The following is a 23,187-nucleotide window of genomic DNA, read 5'->3' on the forward strand; positions in this document are numbered from 1 at the left end:
CGATCCCTCCTTCCCGGTACGCGCGGCGGTACGGCCCGCCCGGTGGCACGAGGGGTGTCCTTCCGGTCCATGACCCACTTCCCAACAATGTACGAACTAGTGAGTTAGGTATAACGTACCGGCGAGCCGAAGTGAAGAGGACCTTGACATGTGACGCCCGCCACCAGCAGCATTGCGGCAGCGTTAATTAACTATCTAGTTCGTAAACAGTAGGCAACGGCATCCGGGGGGACGGCCGGACCACGCGTACCGAAGGAGTCATCGTGACCGAGAACCCACCCGCCGTCCCACAGGGCACGCCGCGCAAGGCGGCCGTCGCCGCCTGGATCGGCAGCGCCCTGGAGTACTACGACTTCTTCATCTACGGCAGCGCCGCGGCCCTGATCTTCTCCAAGGTCTTCTTCGACGACTCCGACCCGGCGACCGCCACCCTGCAGTCGCTGGCCAGCTTCGGCGTGGCGTACGCGGCCAGGCCGGTGGGGGCCGTCATCCTCGGGCACGTCGGCGACCGGTTCGGCCGCAAGAAGATCATGGTGTTCACGCTCATGCTGATGGGCGTCTCGACCTTCCTCATCGGCTGCCTGCCCACCCGCGACCAGATCGGCGGCCTGGCGCCCGTCCTCCTGGTCCTGCTGCGGATCATGCAGGGGCTCTCGGCCGCGGGCGAGCAGGCCAGCGCCAACTCCATGACGCTGGAACACGCCCCCGCCGACCGCCGCGGCTACTTCACCAGCTTCACCCTCAACGGCACGCAGTTCGGCCAGATCCTGGCGACCCTCGTGTTCATCCCGGTGGCGGCCCTGCCGGAGGAGCAGCTGCTCAGCTGGGGCTGGCGGATCCCGTTCCTGCTCAGCGTGGTCGTCGCGGTGGTCGGCTGGATCATCCGCAGAAGGCTGGAGGAGACCCCGGCCTTCGAGCGGGAGGTCGCCCAGGGAACGGTGCCCAAGATGCCGCTGGCCGTGCTGTTCCGCGACCACTGGAGCAGCGTGCTGCGCGTCATGTGCGCCGCCCTCATCGCCACCGTCAGCACGATCTTCACCGTCTGGGCCCTGAACTACGCGACCAGCGACGAGATCGGGCTGGACCGGGCCACCATGCTCTGGGTGAGCATCGCCGCCAACACGGTCGCCCTGGTCGCCATCCCGCTCTGGGCCATGCTGTCGGACCGCATCGGCCGCAAGCCCGTCTTCCTCATCGGCGCCGTGGGCAGCCCGATCATGATCTTCGCCTACCTGGCCGCGATCAACTCCAGGAGCTACCCGCTGGTGTTCGCCACCGGGATCCTCACCCTCGGCGTCGTCTACAGCGCCTCCAACGGCATCTGGCCCTCCCTGTACGGGGAGATGTTCAGCACCCGGGTCCGGCTGTCCGGCATGGCGATCGGCACCCAGATCGGTTTCGCGATCGCCGGCTTCGCCGTCGCCTCCGCCGCCGGGATCGTGTCCCCGGAGGGCTGGCTGGGTCTGCGCGGGTGGATCGGCGTCGGCGTCTTCACCGCCGTCCTCTGCGCGATCAGCGCGATCGCCGTGGCCACCACCCGTGAGACCCACCGCGTCCCCACCGAGGAGCTCGGCCTCACCGGGAGGGAGCCGGTCACCGGGGCGCGCGCCTGACCGCACCCCGAAGGCGCCGCCCGTCCCGCACCCGGCCCGGTCTCGTGATCCCCTCACGAGGCCGGGCCGTCGTCATGTGCCTCGTACCCGGGGAGCGCCGTGACCGGAGCGGGACGCGTGCCGCGGCCGGAGCACGCGGCGGAAGCGGAGCACGGGGAGGCCGGGCACGGAGGAGGCCGGGCACGGGGCGGGAACCGGGCGCGCGGCGGAGGCTGGGCGCGCGGCGGAGCGGAAAAGAGGGAGCTCCAATTCCTGGGACGGGGTCCGCCCGGACGGGCGATCTCCCGGGCGAGGGAAAGCATTCATATCAAATGGTTATGAGTGCTCGCGCCAATCGGAGCGTGAAACCGTTTGGCCCCCGGGCTCACGCGGACCCTCCTACCAGGTGCCGGAAAGCCCGACGGAGAGTGAACATCCGGCTCCCGCCAGGTAAATGATGCTCCTGCGGTAAACATGAAGGTTCATCCGAAACCCGCAGAAGGGGGTTGATCTCCATAGATCCAGTGGTACGGTCCACCGCGAGAGACCAGCAGGTCGAAGGGTCAGAGGTTTCGGACAACCCTTATGGCGCGTTAGGTGTTAATTAAAACCGTATAACCATAAGTGTCGATTACTCGGCCCTTTACCTTCCCAATAGATCACGGTCAGTCTAATATTTGGACCTATGTCATGGCGTGCATCGGATTTCCCAGATGGACAGGCTGGGTCCTTCGGCCGTGGCAACGCTTCCCCCGGCCGCGATTCCGAACAGGCATCCGACTGGCACCCCGAACGACTGCTGTCATTCGATTGGCGGAAGGTCATTCTGTTCACGGTGGTTTTGACGATCATCGCCGCTTCGGCGCTCTGGCTCGCGACCAGATCGCCCTCGGGCCCGTCCCTGGCGGCGAACCCCACCCCCGACCGTTCGGGTGGCGACTGGGGCGGGGCGGTCTCCTCGCCCTCCCCGACGTCGTCCCCGTCCCGCTCCGCCCGGAAGCCCACCCCGAGACCCGGCGGCACCGAGGGCACCGAGGGCACGGACAGGTCGTCTCCCCGCCCGAGGACCTCCTCCCGGCCGGAGACGTCCCTGCGGCCCGAGGCCTCCTCCCGGCCCAGGGCCACGACGTCGCTCAGGCCCCGCACCGGGACGCCGACCTCTCCGCCGTCGGCCGAGGCACCGGCCGGGTCCGGCCGTCCCCAGCTCACCTCCAAGGAGGCGTACGCCGTCCACGGCCGCTACCAGCGGGGCCTGTCGGCGGCGCAGGCCAGGAAGGACCGTGAGGCCATGGCGAAGCTGGAGCACGGCCTGGCGCTGGAGATGACGAGGGCGGCCTTCACGACGGCGAAGATGGAGGGGACGTCGCTCGCGACGGGCGTCTGGCCCAACCCGAAGATATGGATTCCGCGCCACGTGGAGGGTGTCGCGGACTGGTTCGTGGCGGTCTCGCACGAACCGGGCGTCGCCCGGATCGTCGACGTGATGAGCTCGGCCCCCGGGGGCTGGCGGCTCGTCGCCTCGGCGGCCGACACCCGCGCCACCCCGGCACGCTTCCCCGCGATCGCGACGGACGCCGAGGGGTACGCGACGGGTCTTTCCGAGAACGCCACCGGACTGATCGCGACCCCTCGCCAGATCGCCCGCGCGCACCTGGCGAGCCTGGAGAGGGCCGAGATCGACCCGGCGTTCGACGAGGGCCCCTGGACCAGCGAGACCGTGCTGTTCTGGCAGCAGGAACGGGCTCGGCTGCGAGAGGCCGACTGGAAGCTCACGCTCTCGTACCGGCTTGAGGGACCGGTACGAGCGCTCAGGACCGGTGACGGGGGCGCCCTGGTCTGGTACGGAGCCCGATCCACCGAGCTCCGCGAGGCGGAGCGGGAAGGCGCGACGGTCAAGCTGAAGGGCTCGGCCGCCGTCCGTACCCGCGGCAAGGCCTTCGCCCGCTCGGTGAGCGCCACGTACGGCCGCATGTACGTGACACATGTCCCCCCCGCCGGTTCGAACGAGCCCGCTCGCGTACTCGGCGAGTGGAGCGACGTCCTGGAAAGCCACGGCGACTGACGTTTCACCGGAAGAAAAGGAACCTTCAGATGACGCCCTCACGTAAGCCATCACGTGCGACGGTGATCACTGCGAGTGTCGCGATCGGCGTCTTCGGCGCCGGCGCCGGACTGGGAACCGTCGTCGCCCTCCGCCCCGACACCGGTGAGGGGCAGGTGATGCGGCTGGCGGCGGGGACGTACCTTCTGGACGACCAGGCGGGAGCCTGGACGTCCAGCGCGTCGCCCGGGGGTGATCAACCGCTCCCGCTCTCCGGCGCGGACGCGGGCAGCACGATCTCGAAGGGCTCGGCCGCGGGCGACGCCGCGGGCCAGCGGGTCTGCCTGACGACCACCGTCGACGGGCACGCGGTCGGGACCGCCGCGGAGGGCTGCGTCGCCCTGCCGGTCCTGGCGGCGGCCGCGGCCGCGCCGCTCGCGCAGCGGCCGGGCAACCCCAAGAGCACCCCGGCACCGCCCGCCAAGTCCTCGGCCCCGGAGAAGGAGAAACCGAAGGAGAAGCCGAAGGCGGCCCCGGCCAAGCCGTCCGCGGCCCCCAGGTCGAACGCCCAGGCGGCCAGGCGCACCTCGGCGCCGCTGCAGCCCGCTCCCGATCCGGCTCCCGTGGCACGGCCCCCGGTCGCGCCCCCGGTGGTGAACGAGCGGCCCGCCAAGCCGGCCCCGACCCCGACCAAGAAGGTCAGCGGCGACATCACGCAGAACGAGAAGCAGAGCGAGAAGCAGAGCGAGAAGGAGAGCGGCAGCGTCATCGAGCGCCCGGCGGAGACCGTGGTCGCGCCGCCCAAGCCCGCTCCCGAGACCGACGGGACGAGATCGTCGGATCCCTCCCGGCCGTCCGAGCCCCGGCCCACCGCCGACCGGCCCTCGCAGCCCCGGCCCGGCCCCACCGCCGACCGGCCCTCCCGGCCTCAGCCCGGCCCTACCGGTGACCGGCCCTCGCGGCCGCAGCCCGGCCCGACCGCCGACCGGCCCTCGCAGCCGACCGGCGACCCGCAGCCGCAGCCTCGCCCCACCGGCGACGGCCGGCCGTCCCAGCCCCGGCCCACCACCGGTGACCGGCCCTCGCAGCCGGGCGAGGGTCCCCGGCACTCCCGGCCGACCGGCACGCTGAAGCCCGCGATCCGATCCGGCCCCGGCGGACCGGTCGTGCCCACGGGCGAGGTCGCTCCTCCCGAGACGAGGCCGACGGACGACGCGCGCCCGCCCTCGAGGAGGGCCCGGCCCGGGGAGACGACGGCTCCGGCCCCGGTACCCGCCCCGCCGACCGCCGAGCCCGCGGAGCCCGCGGAGCCCGGTGAGCGCTCGCAGGAACGCGACCCGTCCGGCGCGCAGCCCTCGACCGGCCCCGGTGCGAACACGTCGCAGGGCCCCGACGGGACCGTGCTCATGCCGGCCACCCCGCGGCTCCCCGGTGGCGGCCCGGACGGCGGCGTCTCGCTGCCGATCTTCGAGGACCCCGAGCTGCTGCGCCGGGCCCACGAGGCCCTCGGCCTGGACCGGGGGATGCGCTACACCGACGAGAACGGCGTGTGGGACCTCAACATCGCCCCTCCGGGCACCCCGCCGTGCCGTGACTACACCGCCGAGGAGATCGACGCGCTGAGCTCCTCCCGCGCAGAGGGCGCGGCCAAGGGACGCCAGGCGATCCCCCGCGACTCGTGCGTGTGGCCCGCCTTCGTCCGCTGGCTCTACGCCGCGCCCGCCCCGGGCGAGGTGAGCAACTGGACGAAGTTCACCGGGCTGCCGCAGCGCAACCTGGAGCTCGTGGTGACCGACCCGCCGCCCGTGCCGCTCCCGCGTCCGATCCCCGGCGGGGAGAAGCCCCTGCCCGCCGAGCCCGAGCAGGACGTCCCCGGCGACTCCGGGAACGACCGGGAAGGCGCCGAGCGGTCCGGCCAGGACGAGGCGAATCCCGCTCCGCCCGCCCCCGACCGGCAGGGCCAGGACCGGCCCGACCCCGCGCAGCCGGGTCCGGTCCAGCCGGACCCCGGCCGTCCCGGTCCCGCCGAGGGTCAGCAGGCCCGGCAGGACTCCGGCTGGAACACCGGGGAGCGGGGCGCGCCCCTGCCGCCCGACCAAGGCCAGGTCGAGCCGGACCCGGACGAGTACGACGGCCGATGAGCACACCCACCGGATCCGGGCGCCCCGCGCCCGGCCCCGGCCAGGAGGCGGCCTGGGTGCGCGAGCACGGCGCGCACCTGGTGGACTACGCCGCCTCCCACCTCGAACCCGGCCGGGTGCACGCGGCGGTCGTCTCCGCGCTGGCGGCCGGCTGGGCCGGGGACGTTCCCGGGAACGTCACGGTCCGGGGGCGGGCGCTGGCCGTACTGCGCCGTGACTGCCGTACCTCCCCGGGACACCGGGAGCGGTACGTGCCGGGTTCCGGGCCCGGCATGCCCGACGCCCCCCTGATCGAGCGGGTGTGGACGATCGTCGACCCGCTGGGCACGGAGACGCTCAGGCTGATGTACCGCCACGCGCTGGGCATGGACGACCTTTCCCACGTGCTGGCGATGCCCGCCGAGGAGATCGGCAGGCTCGCCACCCGTACCCAGGACCTGATCGAGACGCTGGTGAGCGGGCTGGACGCGCTCACCCACGGGCGGCGTACCTGCCCCGAGCTGCCCCCGCTGGTGGAGGCCGTCTTCCCGGGCGCCTTCCCGGCCGGCCTGCCCGGGGGGCCTCCCGGTGGCCATGAGCCGCCCTCGGGCATCGGCTCGGAGGACGACCGGTCGGCGCTGCTCTCCCACATGATCAGGTGTTCGGTGTGCACCCGGCCGATCAACATCCGCTACACGGTCCCGCAGATGATCTCGCACCCGCCGGTCGCGCCGCTCCCGGCCGAGGAACGCCGGCGGCTCACGGACGCCCTGTCCACCGGCGCGTCCCCGGGCACGTCGCCTCCAGGCGTCGCGTCCCCGGGCGCCCCGTCCACCGGTGTCGCGTCCCCCGGGGGGCGCTCCTCGGGGGGCGTCCCGTACCCACCCCTTCCTCCGGGAGGTGGCCCGTCCACCGAGGCGCCGCCACCGGTGTCGCGTCCGCGTGGCAGGTCTCCCGTGCTGTCCGCCCCTCCTGCGGGCGGGCGGCCTCCGGCGTCCACGCTCCCGTCGCAGGAACGGTCCCTGACCCCGGCGGTCCCGCCAGGACGGGACGGCGTACCGGCACCCCCGGCGACGACGCCGCCCGCGCCCAGACCGGGCGCGTCCCCCTATCCGCCGGTGGCGTCCAAGACGCCGGACACCGGAGGGCGGGAGCGGAGGCGGCCGGGCACCGGCTCCCCGGGGACGGCGTCACCCGGCACGACACCGTCCGGGACCGCCTCACCCGATGCCGCCCCGCCCGGGACGACCTCTCCGGGTGCGGTGTCACCGGCCGCGTCCTCACCGTCCTCACCGTCCTCACCGTCGCCGTCGGCGCCGACGGCGCCGTCGTCACCGGCGAGCGGGCCGGCGACGGGATCCCCCGTCTCCTCGGGGCTGCCGCCGCTGCCCGCCCTGCCGCCCCACCGGACCCGGCCGTCCCGCCCGCCGGTCGCGCCCCCGGTCACCGGGCACGACACCCCCCTCTACGACGCCCTGCTGACCCAGGCCTGGGCACGTGAGGTCCTCGCGCAGAGCGAGGAGATCACCGGCACCATCCCCCGGCAGGCCCCCGTCCCCGAGCCCCCGGTCAGGAGCGAGCCCGTCGTCATCGCCGGGCAGCACTCCGTCGAGATGCGCACCCCCGCCCGGACGCGCGACGACGACCAGATCCCGGCCCTGCGCTTCCACACCGAGCCCGACGACCGTCCCGAGGAGGAGCGGATCGGGGCGTCCGTCCAGGTGCTGGAGGCGCTCAGCTGGGCGGGGACGCGGATCAGGAACACGACCGTCAAGGTGGTCATCATCGTCGTGGCCGGCGCGGCGGGCACCCTGACGGGGATGAACTTCCTCGGCCCGGCGATCGGATCCGAGGAGCCCGCCAGGTCGCTGCAGTCCTCCACCAGCCAGGCCACCCCGGAGCCACCGGCCGCCGGGACGCCTGGGCGCCGGGACGGGCTCGCCTCCCGCCTGCGGGTGCCGCCCGTCGTGGCGCTGGACGAGTTCGGCCAGGGGAGCCTGGTCCTCACCCTGTCGGGGGAACCGCTCGGCTGGCGGATATCGGCTCCCGGCCTGGCCGTGAGCCCCTCCGAAGGCACCCTGCGGGAAGGGGTCACGCAGGTGATCAACCTACGTGCCCACAGGACCCGTAGCTGGTGCGGCAACCCGGCCTCCGTCACCGCCCCGCTGACGGTCCACGGCCCCGACGACTCGATCAGCACCACCGTGCGCTGGCGGACCTGCTGACAGCCCCCACCCGCGCTCGCTCCCTGCGAAAGGAACCTTCGCAATGACGGATACCTCCCCTCACATTCGTAAATCGCCGTCCACCCCTCCCGACCAGTTCCAGGAGAGCGTCCCGCTCACCGCGGAGCACCTGCTCACCAACCGCCGCCCGGAACCCGCCGGAGGGTGGCGCCGGCTCGTCTGGCAGCTCTCCGGCAAGCGGATCATCCCGGCGGAGTCGGCCGCGGAGCTGGAGCGCCGCACGCTGATCGCGCAGGCCCAGACCCCCGTGGCGAGCGGGCACCACCGGATCGCGGTCATGAGCCTCAAGGGCGGGGTCGGCAAGACCACCACGACCGTGGCCCTGGGCAACACCCTGGCCTCGCTCCGCGGTGACCGGGTCATCGCGATCGACGCCAACCCCGACCGGGGGACCCTCGGCATCAAGGTCAAGTCCGAGACGGCCGCGACCATCCGCACCATGCTGGCCGAGGCCCCGCACATCGTGCGCTACGCCGACGCCCGCGCCTTCACCTCCCAGTCGCCCGCCCGCCTGGAGGTCCTGGCCTCCGACACCGACCCGGCGGTGAGCGAGGCGTTCAACGCCGAGGACTACCGCACGGTCGCCGGTCTCATCGAGCGCTACTACTCCATCTGCATCACCGACTGCGGGACCGGCCTGCTGCACGGGGCCATGGGGGCGACGCTGGAGCTGGCCGACCAGATCGTGCTGGTCAGCCTGGTCGCGGTGGACGGGGCCAGCTCGGCCGCCGCGACGCTGGACTGGCTGACCGCCCACGGCCACGCCGACCTCGTCAAGAACGCCATCGTCGTGCTGAACGCGGTGGAGCCCAAGTCCGACGTGGACCTGGACCTGCTGGAGCGCCACTTCAACTCCCGCTGCCGCGCGGTGATCCGCATCCCCTACGACCCGCACCTCAAGGAGGGCGCCGAGGTGGACCTGGTCCGCCTGCGCCCGACGACCCGGGGCGCGTACCTGCGCCTGGCCGCGGCGGCCGGGGTGGCGTTCGGCCAGCGTCCCGACCGGGGTCACTAGTGCGGCCGGCCGCCGAGGATCCCACGCTGGACTGGGATCTGGGCCCTCCGCCGAGCGCCCGGCGAAGGATGCTCATCGTGGTCGTCTCGATCGTGGGGGCGATCCTGCTGGCGGCCGGCGCATGGCAACTGCTGCGGCCCGTCTTCGATCCCGTGGACGTCTCGGCCTCGCGCGGCACCGAGAACGCCGGGACCACCGGGGACGCCGGGGAGACCGGGGACACCGTGCGTCTGGCCGCGCCGTCCGGCTACGAGGGCGCGGCCGGCTACCCCGTCGGTTTCCCGCGTAACGAGCTGGGCGCGGCCTCGGCCGCCGCCGCCGCGCTGGAGGCGGCCTGGACCCTGGACGCCGAGCAGGCCGAGCAGGCGGCGGTGCTGTACGCCCCGCCGGACCAGCACGAGGCGGCACGGGCCGGTGCCCGCGAGGCCGCCGCCGGATGGAGGGAGATCCTCGGCCTTCCCAAGGAGGGAGCGCTCCCCGACGGGGCCGCCATGCGGACCCGGACGATCGGCGTCCAGTGGCGGTCCCGCGCGCGCGACCAGATACACGTCTCCGTGCTGGTCCAGGTGACCGCCACCAAGGGCGTCGGGGACACCGACCCCACCTACTCCAGCCCGTACGCCATGAGCCTGCTCATGGCCTGGCATCCCGACCTGCGCGGTACGAACCGGGGTGACTGGGTCAACGTCCCCGACCCGCTCTCCGCCTCGGTGCCGCCCGTCGCCCTGCCGGGCACCCCCGAATTCACGGCCGCGGGCTGGAAACCCGTCTCCGGCCCAGAGCCCACCCCATAGATCCAGGAAGAGCCCCCCAATGCCCCCACGCAGCTCATCCCGGCGTGTCACCCTGGTCTCCGGCCTTCTGCTGGCCGCGGTATCCGCGACGACGAGCGCGGTCATCGCCCAGCCGTGGGCCGCCGTGGCCGACCCGGGCGTGAACACCGGCGCGCCCTCGCAGGAGTACGCCGCGCCTCCCCCCGACGAACCTCCTGCCGGGCGCGAGGAGGTCGCCCCGGAGGAGGAGAGCGCCCCCGAGGCCGAGGCCCCCTCCAGACCGGACGAGAACCCGCCCGCCGAGGCCGAACCGCCGACGAGGTCGGCCCCGAGGGCCCCCGCGGAGGAAGCCGAACCACCCGCACGATCGAACCGCAGAGCCCCCGCGGAAGAGGCCGAACCACCGGCACGATCGAACCGCCAGGCCCCTTCGGAGGAAGCCGAACCACCGGCACGATCGAACCGCCAGGCCCCTTCGGAGGAGGCCGAACCACCCGCACGATCGAACCGCAGAGCCCCCGCGGAAGAGGCCGAACCACCCGCCAGGTCCCGTCGGAACGCCCCGCCGGAGCAGGTCCCGGACGAGCCGTCCCGGACGCCGCAGCGGAAGGAGGCCGCGCGGGAACCGGTACAGCCGAGGCGCGGCGAGACGACGGCCCCGCGTTCCGAAAGGACGCCTCCCGCCGAGGAACCGTCGCGGAACAGGGCGACGAAGGCCCCCGAGAACGGCGGACGCGAGACGCGGCCGCAGGCCACGCCGAAGTCGTCCCAGGCGGCTCCCAAGAGCGCCACGCCCGCGAACCCCGGTGACAGGGGACCGGAGACCAAGCCCACCCCCGGGCCGTCGTCCAGTGCCTCCACCGCCCCCGAACCGAGCACGGTCCCCACCGCCTCCACCACGCCGGGGCGGCCGGGCGCGACCCCGCGTCCCGAGCCCTCCGGGACGGCCACGAAACCGGCGCCCGAACCGAGCGCCACCGGTTCGGCCAAACCGACCACGTCGACCCCGCCCAAACCCAGCCCCACCGCCACGGCCAAACCGACCGCGTCGCCCGCGCCGAGCGCGACCACCTCCGCCGAACCGACCGCGTCCACCCCACCCAAACCCAGCCCCACCGCTTCGGCCAAGCCGAGCGCGACCGCCTCGGCCAAACCGAGCACCACGGCCTCGGCCAAGCCGAGTGCCACTCCCTCACCGACCAGGACGGCCACCTCCAAGCCGGCCCCGCCGAAGCCCTCGGCGAGCTCGTCCCGTAAGCCCGCCTCGCCGTCCGTCACCCCGTCGCGGCGGCCGTCGCGCGTACAGCGGCCCGTCACCGAGCCCACCCTGCGGGCCGAGTGGACGAAGCCCGTCCGGTCCCCGATGGCGGCGCCGTCCCCGACCCCCTCGCCACGGGTCGTCGTGCCGCTCCCCCCGCTCAGGCGCTCCCTGGACCCCTGCGGTCCCGGGGATCTCGCCTCGTGCTGGAGCATGGCGCCCTGGCTGAGCCGTGGCCCGGAATCCGGTGTCCTGCTGATCGCCGGCCATGAGGCGCCCACGTCGGGGGCATCGGCCGCACCGGCCGCACCGGCGGCACCGCGCTGGGTGTTCGCGCCGCCCGCCTCTCCCGCCCGGCCGTCGCCGAGCGCGGCGGCGACCCCGGCCCCGAGCCCGACGAGCGTCGGCTGCTGGAGCTTCAGTCCCTCCACGCTCTGCGCCAGATCCTGGGAGGAGTAGCCATGATCACCCGATCCCACGTGCGGGTGGCCGTACTCAGCATGGTGGCCGCGCTGGCGGTGAGCACGCTCAGCTCGGCCCAGGGAGAGGTGGCCTCGGCGGCGCCCTGCGCCCCGGCCGCGACCGGCGAGACGAGTGCCGCGCAGGCCCTCGGCTGGGGCGCGCCGTCCTGGTGCGCGGAGTTCGACGACTACCTCGACGAGTCCGACTGGGTCTTCTACGACTCCGCCGGGCACGCCGGCAACGGCCGCCGTTCTCCCGGGCAGCTCTACCTGGGCAACGGGGCGCTCTACCTGCACGGCCGCGAGGACGGGACGACGACCGGGCTGGCCGCCCGTCACGCCCAGACCTACGGGCGCTGGGAGACCCGCGTCCGGCTGTACCCGGGCGCCGGTTCCTACCACCCGGTCGCGCTGCTCTGGCCCGAGAACGGCGGCGGCAACGTGCAGAGCGCCACCGGGGAGGAGGTGGACTTCCTGGAGGTCATCGACGACCCGCAACGGCAGCGGCCGAACTTCTTCCTGCACACTCCCCAGGGGCAGGAACAGGCCCACGCCGACATCGACATGACCACCTGGCACACCTACGCCGTGGAGATCACCCCGTCCGCCGTCGTCGGGTACATCGACGGCAAGGAGTGGTTCCGCTCCGGCAACGCCACCCGCAGCTCCATGTCGGTCTGCCTGCAGCTGGACTGGTTCCCGGGCCAGGGCAGCGCGGGAGAGGCGTGGATGGAGGTGGACTGGCTCCGCATCTACCCGGCGTCGGGTGGCGCGGGCTGACCCCGTACCGGCGGTGCGGTCACAGCGGTGACCGCACCGTACGGAGGAAGTCGTCGAGGATCTCGCCGAAGACCTCCGGGCGCTCCATGTTGGGGTAGTGCGCGGCCTTGTCGATCGAGACCGCGCGGCCGTCGGCGACGACGCCGGCGAGGCGTTCGGCCATGCCGATGTGGTCGGGCGAGTCCGCGGCGCCGTTGATCGCCAGCACGGGGACGCCGATCGTGGCGGCGCGCTCCCAGGTGTCGCGCACCGGGACGAGCCGGTCGGGCTCGCCGGCGGTGTGCTTGGACATGGTGGCCCTGGCCATCCGGCGCAGCCGGTCCACGACCTCGGGATCGAGGTCGTCGAGGGTGCGGTGCGGGCCCGTGGCGAGGAGCACGAACCCCTCGACCGAGGCGTCCAGGTCACCGGCGGCCATCGCCGAGTGCCACGTGGCCAGTGCCCGGGTGGTCCAGGGGTCGGTGAAGTACGGCTCGCTGGTGCCGGCCCCGCTGACGACCACGGCGGCGACCAGCTCGGGGTGCTCCAGGGCGGTGTCGACCGCGATGCCCGCCCCCATGGAGACGCCCACCAGCGTCACGGGCCCGGTGTCCAGGTGGCGCAGCAGCGCGGCGAGGTCGTCGGTGAGCCGGTACGGCCCGGTGGCGTTGGCGGACCGGCCGTGACCGCGGGCGTCGGGTGCGATGACGCGGTGACGCGAGGCCAGGGCCGGGATCTGGTCGTCCCACATGTGGTGGTCCAGGAAGCCTCCGTGCAGCAGGACGACGGGGCGTCCGGTGCCGGAGTCGAGCCAGAAGAGATCTTTCATGACACCTAAGGTGTCATCTTTGCTCGACGATGACAACTGGGGTGTCATCATGGTCCCGTGGACGAGACAGGCCGCGGCCCGGCGACCGGAGCATCGACCGACCGCCTCACCGAGGTCTTCGACCTGGTGGGGCCGCTGTACCGGCGCGCCTGGCGCAGGGTGGAGCAGGACGTGGCCCTCGAGGGGCTCTCCGTGGGGACGCGGGCCGTGCTCGTCATGCTCCGCGGGCACGGCCCGATGACCGTCCCCCAGATGGGCCGCGCCCAGGCGCTGAGCCGTCAGTTCGTGCAGCGCATGGTCAACGACGCGGCCGCGCGCCACCTGGTCGAGATCGTCCCCAACCCGGCGCACAGGAGGTCCTCGCTCATCCGGCTGACCGCCGAGGGCGAGGCCGCGGCCACCTCCGTGGTGGACCGGGAGCGCGCGATGCTGCGCGAGGTCGGCGGCGACCTGACCGACGCAGAGATCACCGCCTGCCTGAAGGTGCTCTCACGCCTCCTGCGGCTCCTCGACGACGTCGACATGGACTGACCGGACCGGACCGGACCCGTGGCCCGTGGCCCGTTTCCATCGCGTGCCAGAATCGGGTCATGCACAGGGTCGTCATGTTCGCGATGGACGGTGTGATCCCCTTCGAGCTGGGCATCCCGCCACGGATCTTCGGCGGTGCCCGCGGGCCGGCCGGTGAGCGGCTCTACGAGGTGATCACCTGTAGCGTCGACGGCGGCCCGGTGCGCTCCGACGCCGACTTCTCGATCACGGTCCGGCACGGCCCCGAGGCCCTGTCGGCCGCGGACACCGTGGTGATCCCGGCCACCTACGGGCTCGGTCCCATCTCCGCCGAGGGGCGGCTGCCCGAGCCCCTGAGCGACGCGCTCGCGCGCATCCGGCCGGGCACGCGGCTGGTCTCGATCTGCACGGCCGCCTACGTGCTCGCGGCGGCCGGCCTGCTCGACGGCCGTCCCGCGACCACGCACTGGAGCAGCGCCGAGCACTTCCAGCGGCTCTTCCCCCGGGTCAGGGTCGATCCCGACGTGCTCTTCATCGACGACGGGGACGTGCTCACCTCGGCGGGGGTGGCCGCCGGTATCGACCTGTGCCTGCACATCGTCCGGCGCGACCACGGCACCGAGGTGGCCAACCGGGTGGCCAGGCGGTGCGTCGTCCCGCCGTGGCGCGACGGCGGTCAGGCCCAGTTCATCGAGCACCCGCTCCCCGCCCCGGCCGCCAGCACGACCGCCGCGACCAGGGCGTGGGCGCTGGAGCGGCTGCACCGGCCGCTCCCGCTCAGCGAGCTGGCGGCGCACGCCCGGATGAGCCGGCGCACCTTCACCAGGCGGTTCCGCGACGAGGTCGGCCTCAGCCCGGGGCAGTGGCTCGTCCTGCAGCGGGTGGAGCTGGCCAGGCGGATGCTGGAGACCAGTGACCTGCCGATCGACGGCGTCGCCCTGCGGGCCGGGTTCGGCACCGCCGCCTCGCTCCGCCAGCACCTGCAGTCGGCCATCGGGGTCTCACCGATGGCCTACCGCCGTACCTTCAGGACCGTGGACGCCTGAGCCGCGCGGGTGTCACTGGCCGCGTGCCCACTCCTTCTGCAGGCGGTCGGCGGCCTTGCGGGCGGTGAGCCGTCCGTGGGCGACGTCGAGGATGATCGCGCCCTCGGCCCGCTTCAGGAACACCTCGTCGGGGACGTTGGCCGAACCGCCGTCGCGGACGAGCTCCTCGATCGCGGCGTGGCCCTTCTTGCCCTCCGGGGTGGCGAAGACGGACGACTCCGGCCGGAAGTCCTCGCGCGCGGGGATCATCGTGAGCCTCTTCGCCCAGATCGGGACGCCGTCGCCCACGGTCAGGAACTCGACCAGCGCGGCCGCCTCGGCCACGTGCTTGGAGCTCTTGGTGACGGCCAGCCCCACCTCGGGCGTGCTGCGGACGGCCGGCTCGGCCTCGGGCAGGATGGTGGGGAACGGGCCGGCGCCGACGTTCTTGACGGAGATCTTGGCGGTCTTGCGGTGGGACGCGGACAGCATCGGGCTCTGGCCGGAGTCGTCCACCAGGAACAGCGCCTTGCCCGAGCGGAACAGCTCGGCCGGGCGGTCGCCCTTGAGCTTCAGCGCCGACCTGGCCAGCACACCCCGCTCGAAGAGCGACCCGTAGGCGGTCAGCGCGGAGACCACGTCGGGGCCGTTCCACGCCTTCCGGCCGGCGAGCAGTTCGTCGGAGAGCGTCGGGTGGCTCTGGCCGGCGATGGTGAACAGCAGTTCCTCCTGCCCGCGCGGCTCCCCGGAGAAGACGACCGGCTGCACGTCGGGCAGTTCCTTCTTGACCCGCCTGACGATGGTCTCCAGGTCGGCGGCCCGCTCCGGGAAGGACATCCCCAGCTCGGAGAGCAGCCCGGCGTTGTAGTACATGACCGCGCCGCCGCTGGAGCCCATCGGAACGGCGTAGAGCTTCCCGTTCCCGGCGGCCTTCTCGGTACGGTCGATCGCGGCCTCGTCGAGCTCGTCGATCCAGCCCGCGGAGACCTTGTCCTTCCATTCGGCGACCGGGCGGAGCAGGTCCCTGATCTCACCGGTCATCGCCGGGATCCGCAGGCCCACGACGTCGGCCGCCTTGTCCGCGGCGAGCTCCTTGGGCAGCCGCCCGTGGTAGCCGGGCTCGTCGAAGGAACGCAGCTCGACCTTGACACCGGGGTGCGCCGTCTCGAAGGCGGTGATCGCCTCGCGCAGCGTCGCGTCCGGCAGGAACGAGGTCCAGTACGTGAGGGTGACCGGCTTGGCGGACTTCTGGTCGCCCGTCGGAACGGCCTGCTGGACCGGCCGGCCACCGTCGGCCGTCCCGCCGGGGCTGCAGGCCGCCAGCCCGAGGGCGAGTGCGGCGGTGGTGGTCACGGCGAACACGCGAGTCGTACCGCGCATGCATACCTCCAGCGGAATCGTGGTGCGGACGGCGACATCAAGCCCGGGGAGGCCTACCGCGAAAAACGATCTTATGGGTCCACTGCCACCACACGGGGGGATCAAACACCACGATCACCTCGGACGCCTCGTCCGTCCCGCGCGCCCCTCGCCGGGGCCGCCGTCGGCCAGGCTCCGGGTGGCCGGTTCGCACGAGGCGCGTGGACCCCGCCCGACCCCGCCCGGCCGCGCCCGACCGGGCCCGCTGTCAGCCCGGCCGGGCCCGCCGCCGACTCGCGGTCAGCCCGCGACGATCTCGTGGCGCAGGTGCTCGCGGCTGAGGTCGAGGAGCATCCGGACGTGGGAGTCGGCCAGGCGGTAGTAGATCATCCGGCCGGAGCGGCGACCGGCCACGATGCCCGCGGTCCGCAGCAGCCTCAGGGCGTGCGACACGGCGGTGTCGCTGACCTCGACCGTCTCGGTGAGGTCGCAGACGCACATCTCCCCGGCCTCCAGCAGCGCGTACAGCAGCTGGGCCCGGGTCTGGTCGCCCAGCAGCCGGAACAGGTCGGCGAGCCGGGCGGCCTCCTCGGGGGTGACGAGCCGGTCCCGCGTCGCCGCCACCCTGCCCTCGTCCGGCTCCATGGTCACGCAGGTGTCCAGGGGGGTGACGGCTTCCATGACGACTCCTGAACAGATGCTCAATGATAACGACTATCGTACCAAGGTCATCGGGTGCCGGGACGGCGTCGTGCTCAGCTCGACGTCGTACCGGGCGCGGTGCTCAGCGGCGCGGCGATGTCCTCCAGGCCCTTGCCCTCGGCCTTGACGCCCAGGAAGACCTCCACCAGACCGGCGGCGATCATGAGGGAGGCGCCGATGGTGAAGGCCAGCGCGGTGTCGGCGGGCCTGCCGCTCTCCACGAGGTTGGCGAAGATCAGCGGACCGGCCACGCCGCCGACGAAGGTGCCGATCGCGTAGAAGAACGCGATGGCCATGGCGCGGGTCTCCATCGGGAAGATCTCGCTCACGGTCAGGTAGGCGGAACTCGCCCCGGCGGAGGCAAAGAAGAGCACCGCGCACCAGCACGCGGTCAGCGTGACCGCGGTCAGCATCCCCTGGTTGAAGAGCCAGGCCGTGCCCAGCAGGAGCACCCCGGACCCGATGTAGGTGCCGGAGATCATCGGGATGCGGCCGACCGTGTCGAACAGCCGTCCCAGCAGCAGCGGGCCCAGGAAGTTGCCGACCGCGATGACCGCGAAGTAGTAGCCGGTCTCGGTCTCGATGCCGAAGAAGGTCGACAGGATCTGCGCGTACCCGAAGGTGATGGCGTTGTAGAGGAACGCCTGGCCGATGAAGAGCGACAGGCCGAGAACCGTGCGCTTGGGGTAGCGGGCGACCATGGTGTGCGCGATCTGGCCGAACCCGATCGCCTTGCGCTGGTGGATGGTCATCGACCGCGACGGCTCGTCGAGCCGGACGCCCTTCTCCTGCTCGATCCGCTTCTCGACCTCGTCGACCAGGCCCTCGGCCTCCCGGTCGCGGCCGTGGATGAACATCCAGCGCGGGCTCTCGGGCACGTGCCTGCGGACCAGCAGGATGGCCAGGCCGAGCACCACGCCCAGGCCGAACGCCACGCGCCAGCCGATGTTCAGCGGCAGGTTGTTGAGCAGCGGCACGGTCAGCAGCGCGCCGCCCGCGGCGCCGAGCCAGTAGCTGCCGTTGATGATGATGTCGATCCTGCCCCGGTGACGGCTCGGGATGAGCTCGTCGATGGCCGAGTTGATCGCGGCGTACTCGCCGCCGATGCCGAAGCCCGTCAGGAACCGGAACAGGAAGAACCACCAGGCGGAGAACGAGAACGCCGTCGCGGCGGTGGCCACCAGGTAGACGACCATGGTGATGATGAACATCTTCTTGCGGCCGTACCTGTCGGTGAGCCAGCCGAAGAACAACGCTCCCAGGCACGCCCCGGCCACGTAGAGGGCCGCGGCCGTGCCCGCCACCTGGGTCTGCGTGATCGCAAGCCCGCTGCCCTCCTTGGCCAGGGTGGCGGAGAGGTTGCCGATGATCGTCACTTCGAGACCGTCGAGGATCCAGACGGTGCCGAGGCCGATGACGATCATCCAGTGCCAGCGTGACCATGGAAGCCGGTCCAGGCGCGCGGGGACCTTGGTGGTCACCGCCTTCGTCCGAGCGTCGTTCATGACGCACCGGATTACCCATGTGAGCCCGGCTCATGCGGCGCGGGGGACCCCTTTCCGCTCGGCCTTCCCCTGCTCGGCGGCGCCATGATGACACCCCAGATCAGGACAAATCCCAGGCTTTTAGATACATTGCGCGAACAGATGGATACGTGACCCGTTCAGGGGGATCAATGAAGGCCCGGATCACGGGCGTGGCGGCGTACCTGCCGGAACGGACCGTGTCCAGCGCGGACGTGGAGCGGCGGATCGAGGGCTACGCGCCCCATCGGGGCGTCGTCGAGCGCCTGACCGGCGTCAGGCGACGCCACGTGGCCGGTGACGACGAGCAGGCCTCCGACCTGGCCGTCCACGCGGTACGGAGGCTCGACCACTCCGAGGTCGACCTGCTGATCTTCGCGTCGGCCTCGCAGGACATGATCGAACCCGCCACCGCGCACATCGTGGCGGCCAAGCTGGGCCTGTCCTGCCCGGTGTTCGACGTCAAGAACGCCTGCAACAGCATGCTGAACGGGATCCAGATCGCCGAGGCGCTGATCCTGTCCGGCGCCCACCGCAAGGTGGTGGTCTGCGCCGGGGAGATCCCGTCGCGGGCGATCCGGTGGCGGGTCAGGGACCGCGCGCAGTTCGCCGACTCGTTCGCCGGCTACACGCTGTCGGACACCGGCGCCGCCGTGACGGTCGCCGCGGATGTGGAACGTGGCATTTTCTACCGCGACTTCGCGGCCGACTCCACGGCCTGGCCGATCGGCACCCTGCCCGGAGGCGGTTCGGCGCACCCCCGCGACCTGGAGTACTCCTACTTCCGCGGCGACGGGCGCGCCCTGAGGCGGGCCTTCGAGGCGGTGGGCCCGGACATCTTCCTCAACGCCCTCAAGCGCACCGGCCTGACCTGGGACGACTTCGCCGTCGTGGCGGTGCACCAGGTGGCCCTGCCCTACCTGCACTTCCTGGCGCGGGTGCTGGACATCCCCGAGGACAGGCTGGTGGTCAGCCTGACCGAGCACGGCAACTGCGCCTCGACCACGCTGCCGCTCCAGCTCGCGCTGGGCGGCGTCCGTCCGGGCGACCGGGTGGCGATGCTCGGGCTCGGCGGCGGGATCAGCACCGGCGTGATGCTGGCGGAGATGTGATGGACCTGTGGGTGATCGTCCCCGCGTACAACGAGGCCGCGGGCATCGAGGGGACGCTGGCCGCGCTGGCCGCGCAGGACGACGCGGACTTCACCCTGCTCGTGGTGGACAACGCCAGCACCGACGGCACCGCCGAGATCGTCCGGCGGCACGGTGTCCAGGTGATCACCGAGACCCGCAAGGGCACCGGCGCCGCCTCCGACACCGGGATGCGGCACGCCATCGCGCACGGCGCGACCCACCTGGCCAGGACCGACGCCGACTGCCTGCCCCGCCCGGACTGGATCCGCAACATCCGGCGGGCGTTCGGCGACGGGCTGGAGATGGTCGGCGGGCAGCTGCGGCCCCGGACCGACGAGTTCCGGCTGAAGCTCTGGGAGCGGCACCTCATCCCGTTCGTGATCGGGGTGGCCGCGGCCTTCGGGCGTTTCCGGCCCGGCAACAGGGACCCGCGCTACCGGGGGCCGTACGTGATGATGCCCGGTGCGACGCTGGCCATCACCGCCGGCCTGTACGTGCGGGCGGGCGGTTTCCCCAGGACCGCGATCGAGGAGGTCCACGAGGACCGCGCCCTGGTCAACCGGGTGCGCACGCTCACCCCGGCGTACGCCTCGCGCCGCGACGTGGTGGTCTTCGGGTCGGTGCGCAGGCTGCGCGCGTACGGCCTGGCGGGCACCCTCGCCTGGTACGCCGACCACCACTACCGGCCCGACGTGGTCGACGTCCGGTGAACCACGAGAGCAGGCTCCAGTTCGCCGCCCATCCCGTCGCCTACCCGCTGATGCGGACGCTGGCCCGGCTCGGGCCGGTGGTCCGCGTCCCCGGCCTGGGCGTCGTGGTCAACGACGCGGCCGTGGCGCGTGCCGTGCTGACCGACGAGCGGTTCCGCAAGGACGGCCCCGGATCGCCCGGTGACCTGTGGACCCCCGTGCTCGGCCCCTCCGTGCTGCTCAACATGGAGGGACCCGGCCATCTCGCGCTGCGCAGGAAGCTGGCGCCGCTCTTCGCCCCCGCGCATGTCTCCGCGCTGGTGGACGACGTGCTCCGCGGTCCGCTGGCGGACCTGGAGGCCCGGCTGGGACGGGGTGAGACGGTCGACGTGGTGGACGCCATGCGGCTGATGGCCGGGGCGGTGATCTGCCGGGTGATCGGCCTGGGCGAGGTCTCCGAGGCGCGCGCCAGGGAGCTGTTCGCCGACGGCGAGCGGGTCGTCTCGATGGTCTCGCTGCGCTCGCGGCGGCTGTCGGACCGGCAGGTGGCGGCCGCCCGGCGGGTGCTGGACCGGATCGGGGACATCGCGCAGGCCGCCTACGAGGCCGGGGACGAGTCCACGGTGATGGGCCGGATGCGGGCGCAGGGGCTGTCGGCGGCCGAGGCCAGGGGCGCGGCCGGGGCGTTCTTCCTGACCGGTACCGAGACGGTCGCCACGTTCGTCCCCCGGCTCGTCGCCCTCGTGCACGACCACCGGCCCCCGGCCGGCGACCGCGGCTGTCCCGGTGGCCTCGACGGCCCCGGTGGTCCCGGTGGTCCCGGTGGTCCCGGCGACGTCGGTGGCCTCGGCGGTCTCGGTGACCTGGACGCGCTCGTCGAGGAGGCCATGCGGGTCACCACGCCGACCCCGGTGATGCTGCGCTCGGTCTCCGCCCCCGCCCGCGTCGGCGGGGTCGGGGTGCGGCCCGGTGACCGGGTGCTGATCGTCACCCACAACTGCGCCAGGGCGTACGGCCCGTTCGACCCCTCCAGGCCCCACCCTCCCGAACTGCGCAGGCTCTGGTTCGGCGCGGGACCGCACTTCTGCATCGGCTACCCGCTGGCCCTGGCGGAGATCCGGGCGGTGGCCTCCGTCCTGCTCTCCCACCGGGTGCGCGTGGTACGGCGGCGCGCGGCCAGGCGGGTCCTCATCCCCACCTACGAGCGACTGTGGGTGAGCGCCTCGTGAACGACATCGTCGCCGGGATCATGGCCGTCGCCGCCCGGGAGCCCGCACGGGTCGCCATCGTCGACGGCAGGGGCCGCGAGATCACCTACGGCGTGCTCGGCCGCCGGGTGGCCGCGGTCCGCGACGCCATGGTCGCCCCTCCGCCACGGCGGGAACGGCCCGGCCTCCGGTCCGGGCCCCGATCGGGGACTCGGCCGGGGACTCGGTCGGGGACGGGGACGGACACGCGGCCCGGAGCGGAGGCCCGCCCTGGAGCGGAGAGCCGGTCCGAGGCGGGGACCCGGTCCGAGGACGGGACCCGGTCCGAGGACGGGCCGGTGGCCGGAGCGGTGCGGCCGGGGGACGGGGTGCTGTTCGCGGTGCGCCCGGGGGTGGACGCGGTGGCGCTGGCCCTGGGGGCGGTGGCGGCGGGCGGGACGCTCGTCCTGGCCGACCCCGGACTGGCGCCCGACGTGCTCGCCGCCCGCATGACCGCGGCCCGGCCCGCCTGGGTGGTCGCCGAGTCCCTGCTGTACACCCTGAGCGGCCCGCTCAGGGGGCTGGCCCGCCGACGCGGGCTGCTCCTGCCGGACCTCGCGGACCCGCTCCCCGGCCGGCCGGTCCGTCACCTGTACGCGGGCCCCTGGCTGCCCGGGGTCCCCCGCGGGGCGCTGCGGCTCTCGCGGATCCTGCGGCCGTCCGGCCGTTCCCGGCCCGGGGAGCGGCCACCCGCCCCGGCCGCCGCAGGGACGTCCGCCGACCCGTGCCGGGCGGAGGCGTACGGCCCGGACCCGGCCGGCGAGGGGGCACGGCACCCGGAGCGGGCCGACGGAACGGCGTACGGCTCGGACCCGGACCGGCCTGCGGCCGTGATCTTCACCTCGGGGACGACGGCGCGCCCGCGCGGGGTCGTGCACACCCGCGGGTCGCTCGCCGCCGGGCTGGAGATGTTCAGGAGCGCGTTCCCGCTGGAACCCGGGGACGTCGTGCACACCGACCAGCTGATGCTCGGGCTGCCCGCGCTGCTGGCCGGGGCGACCTGGTCGCTGCCCGGCGGCGGGGACCTCGCCACCGAGCTGGCCGAGCGGCGGGCCACCCACACCTTCGCGGTCCCGGTACGGCTGGACCGGCTGCTGCGCGAGACCCCCCGACTCCCGGCGACGCTCCGCTACCTGCTGCTCGGCTCGGCCCCCGCCCCGCCGGGCGTGCTGCGCCGGGCGATCGAGGCCGGGCCCGAGGTGCTGTCGGTCTACGCCATGACCGAGGCGCTTCCCATCGCGATCGCGTCCGCGGGCGAGAAGCTCGCCCACGACGGAGGGGACCTGCTCGGGACGCCCCTGCCCGGCGTCGGCGTCCGGATCGCCGAGGACGGCGAGCTGTTCGTCTCCGGCCCCCACCTGGCCCGGTGCTACCTCGGCGAGGAGCCGCTGAGCGAGGTCGCCACCGGCGACCTGGTCCGCCTCGACGGGGACCGGTTGGTACTGCTCGGCCGGAAGAAGGACATGATCCTCCGCGACGGGTTCAACATCTACCCGGGCCTGTACGAGCCCGGCATCGCGGCACTGCCCGGGGTGGCCGAGGCGGCGATCGTCGGGCTCGCCGACCCGGAGACCGGGGACGAGGAGGTCGTGCTGGCCGTCGTCCCGGACGGCGGCTACGACGAGGCCCGGCTGCGCAGGGCGCTCCCCGGGATCGTCGACGCCGCGGCCCTGCCCGATCGGATCGAGCCGCTCGACGCCTTCCCGCGCTCGGGACGGTCCGACAAGCTCGACCGGGCCGCCCTGCGGGACCTGGTCACCCGCCGTGCCTGACCCCGCCGTGCCCTCCGTGCCCGCCGTCCCCCGGCCCGTCGAGCCTTCCGTGTCCTTTGTACCCGGGTCCGCCGTGACCGGGACCGTCCCCGAGGCCGAGGACCGCCCTCTCCTTCCCGTACGCACCCGGGCG

18 protein-coding genes are annotated in these 23,187 nt (G+C 73.3%); 14 read left to right on the top strand and 4 right to left on the bottom strand.

The window, feature by feature from the left end:
- Window positions 1–263: 263 nt before the first annotated feature.
- The 8 genes from ACZ6RT_RS26055 (at window position 264) to ACZ6RT_RS26090 (ending at window position 12,286) form a co-directional block, all read left to right on the top strand.
- A complete protein-coding gene (locus ACZ6RT_RS26055) occupies window positions 264–1,613 on the top strand; it encodes an MFS transporter (RefSeq protein WP_399190134.1) in 1,350 nt (449 codons plus the stop codon).
- 814 nt (window positions 1,614–2,427) lie between these two features.
- Window positions 2,428–3,654, top strand: coding sequence for a DUF8094 domain-containing protein (locus tag ACZ6RT_RS26060; protein WP_470156726.1), 1,227 nt, complete (start codon window positions 2,428–2,430; stop codon window positions 3,652–3,654).
- Window positions 3,655–3,716: 62 nt separating this feature from the next.
- On the top strand, window positions 3,717–5,774 hold the full coding sequence (locus ACZ6RT_RS26065) for a hypothetical protein (protein ID WP_470156728.1): 2,058 nt from the start codon (window positions 3,717–3,719) through the stop codon (window positions 5,772–5,774).
- Entirely contained in the window at window positions 5,771–7,978 is a 2,208-nt protein-coding gene (locus ACZ6RT_RS26070) for a hypothetical protein (protein ID WP_470156730.1), read from the top strand. The genes ACZ6RT_RS26065 and ACZ6RT_RS26070 overlap by 4 nt, the downstream gene beginning before the upstream one ends.
- 43 nt (window positions 7,979–8,021) lie before the next feature.
- Window positions 8,022–9,014, top strand: coding sequence for a MinD/ParA family ATP-binding protein (locus tag ACZ6RT_RS26075; RefSeq protein WP_470156732.1), 993 nt, complete (start codon window positions 8,022–8,024; stop codon window positions 9,012–9,014).
- Window positions 9,015–9,091: 77 nt separating this feature from the next.
- Entirely contained in the window at window positions 9,092–9,808 is a 717-nt protein-coding gene (locus ACZ6RT_RS26080; protein WP_470156734.1) for a hypothetical protein, read from the top strand.
- 19 nt (window positions 9,809–9,827) lie between these two features.
- On the top strand, window positions 9,828–11,504 hold the full coding sequence (locus ACZ6RT_RS26085) for a hypothetical protein (RefSeq protein WP_470156736.1): 1,677 nt from the start codon (window positions 9,828–9,830) through the stop codon (window positions 11,502–11,504).
- Between the two features lie 2 nt (window positions 11,505–11,506).
- Window positions 11,507–12,286, top strand: a complete 780-nt coding sequence (locus ACZ6RT_RS26090) for a glycoside hydrolase family 16 protein (RefSeq protein ID WP_399190149.1) — start codon at window positions 11,507–11,509, stop codon at window positions 12,284–12,286.
- A gap of 19 nt (window positions 12,287–12,305) precedes the next feature.
- Here ACZ6RT_RS26090 and ACZ6RT_RS26095 read toward each other — a convergent pair whose 3' ends face one another.
- Window positions 12,306–13,094 carry an alpha/beta fold hydrolase gene (locus tag ACZ6RT_RS26095; RefSeq protein WP_399190151.1) on the bottom strand — a complete coding sequence of 263 codons (789 nt, stop codon included), beginning with the start codon at window positions 13,092–13,094 and terminating at the stop codon, window positions 12,306–12,308.
- 57 nt (window positions 13,095–13,151) lie between these two features.
- On the opposite strand from ACZ6RT_RS26095, the gene ACZ6RT_RS26100 reads away from it, so the two are divergent.
- Both ACZ6RT_RS26100 and ACZ6RT_RS26105 read left to right on the top strand, forming a co-directional pair.
- Window positions 13,152–13,625 carry a MarR family winged helix-turn-helix transcriptional regulator gene (locus tag ACZ6RT_RS26100; protein WP_470156738.1) on the top strand — a complete coding sequence of 158 codons (474 nt, stop codon included), beginning with the start codon at window positions 13,152–13,154 and terminating at the stop codon, window positions 13,623–13,625.
- A gap of 59 nt (window positions 13,626–13,684) precedes the next feature.
- The gene (locus ACZ6RT_RS26105; protein ID WP_399190155.1) at window positions 13,685–14,650 is read left to right on the top strand and encodes a GlxA family transcriptional regulator; all 966 of its coding nucleotides are present in this window, start codon (window positions 13,685–13,687) and stop codon (window positions 14,648–14,650) included.
- Window positions 14,651–14,662: 12 nt separating this feature from the next.
- Here ACZ6RT_RS26105 and ACZ6RT_RS26110 read toward each other — a convergent pair whose 3' ends face one another.
- From ACZ6RT_RS26110 to ACZ6RT_RS26120, 3 genes are all read right to left on the bottom strand, one after another.
- Complete coding sequence (locus ACZ6RT_RS26110) at window positions 14,663–16,009, bottom strand: ABC transporter substrate-binding protein (RefSeq protein ID WP_470156740.1); 1,347 nt, start codon at window positions 16,007–16,009, stop codon at window positions 14,663–14,665.
- A 279-nt stretch (window positions 16,010–16,288) separates the two neighbouring features.
- Window positions 16,289–16,669 (bottom strand): ArsR/SmtB family transcription factor, encoded by a 381-nt coding sequence (locus tag ACZ6RT_RS26115; RefSeq protein ID WP_399190160.1) that lies wholly within the window; start codon window positions 16,667–16,669, stop codon window positions 16,289–16,291.
- A 74-nt stretch (window positions 16,670–16,743) separates the two neighbouring features.
- The gene (locus ACZ6RT_RS26120; protein WP_399190162.1) at window positions 16,744–18,195 is read right to left on the bottom strand and encodes an MFS transporter; all 1,452 of its coding nucleotides are present in this window, start codon (window positions 18,193–18,195) and stop codon (window positions 16,744–16,746) included.
- 170 nt (window positions 18,196–18,365) lie between these two features.
- On the opposite strand from ACZ6RT_RS26120, the gene ACZ6RT_RS26125 reads away from it, so the two are divergent.
- Genes ACZ6RT_RS26125 through ACZ6RT_RS26140 form a run of 4 tightly spaced genes read left to right on the top strand, consistent with a single transcriptional unit; the run spans window position 18,366 to window position 23,054 of the window.
- Entirely contained in the window at window positions 18,366–19,325 is a 960-nt protein-coding gene (locus ACZ6RT_RS26125) for a 3-oxoacyl-ACP synthase III family protein (RefSeq protein WP_399190164.1), read from the top strand.
- A complete protein-coding gene (locus tag ACZ6RT_RS26130; protein ID WP_470156743.1) occupies window positions 19,325–20,056 on the top strand; it encodes a glycosyltransferase family 2 protein in 732 nt (243 codons plus the stop codon). Before ACZ6RT_RS26125 ends, ACZ6RT_RS26130 begins: the two co-directional genes overlap by 1 nt.
- Window positions 20,053–21,264, top strand: a complete 1,212-nt coding sequence (locus tag ACZ6RT_RS26135; RefSeq protein WP_470156745.1) for a cytochrome P450 — start codon at window positions 20,053–20,055, stop codon at window positions 21,262–21,264. The genes ACZ6RT_RS26130 and ACZ6RT_RS26135 overlap by 4 nt, the downstream gene beginning before the upstream one ends.
- Window positions 21,261–23,054 (top strand): class I adenylate-forming enzyme family protein, encoded by a 1,794-nt coding sequence (locus tag ACZ6RT_RS26140; RefSeq protein WP_470156747.1) that lies wholly within the window; start codon window positions 21,261–21,263, stop codon window positions 23,052–23,054. Before ACZ6RT_RS26135 ends, ACZ6RT_RS26140 begins: the two co-directional genes overlap by 4 nt.
- Window positions 23,055–23,187 lie beyond the last annotated feature (133 nt).

It is taken from the genome of Streptosporangium sp. NPDC050148, from assembly GCF_055586505.1.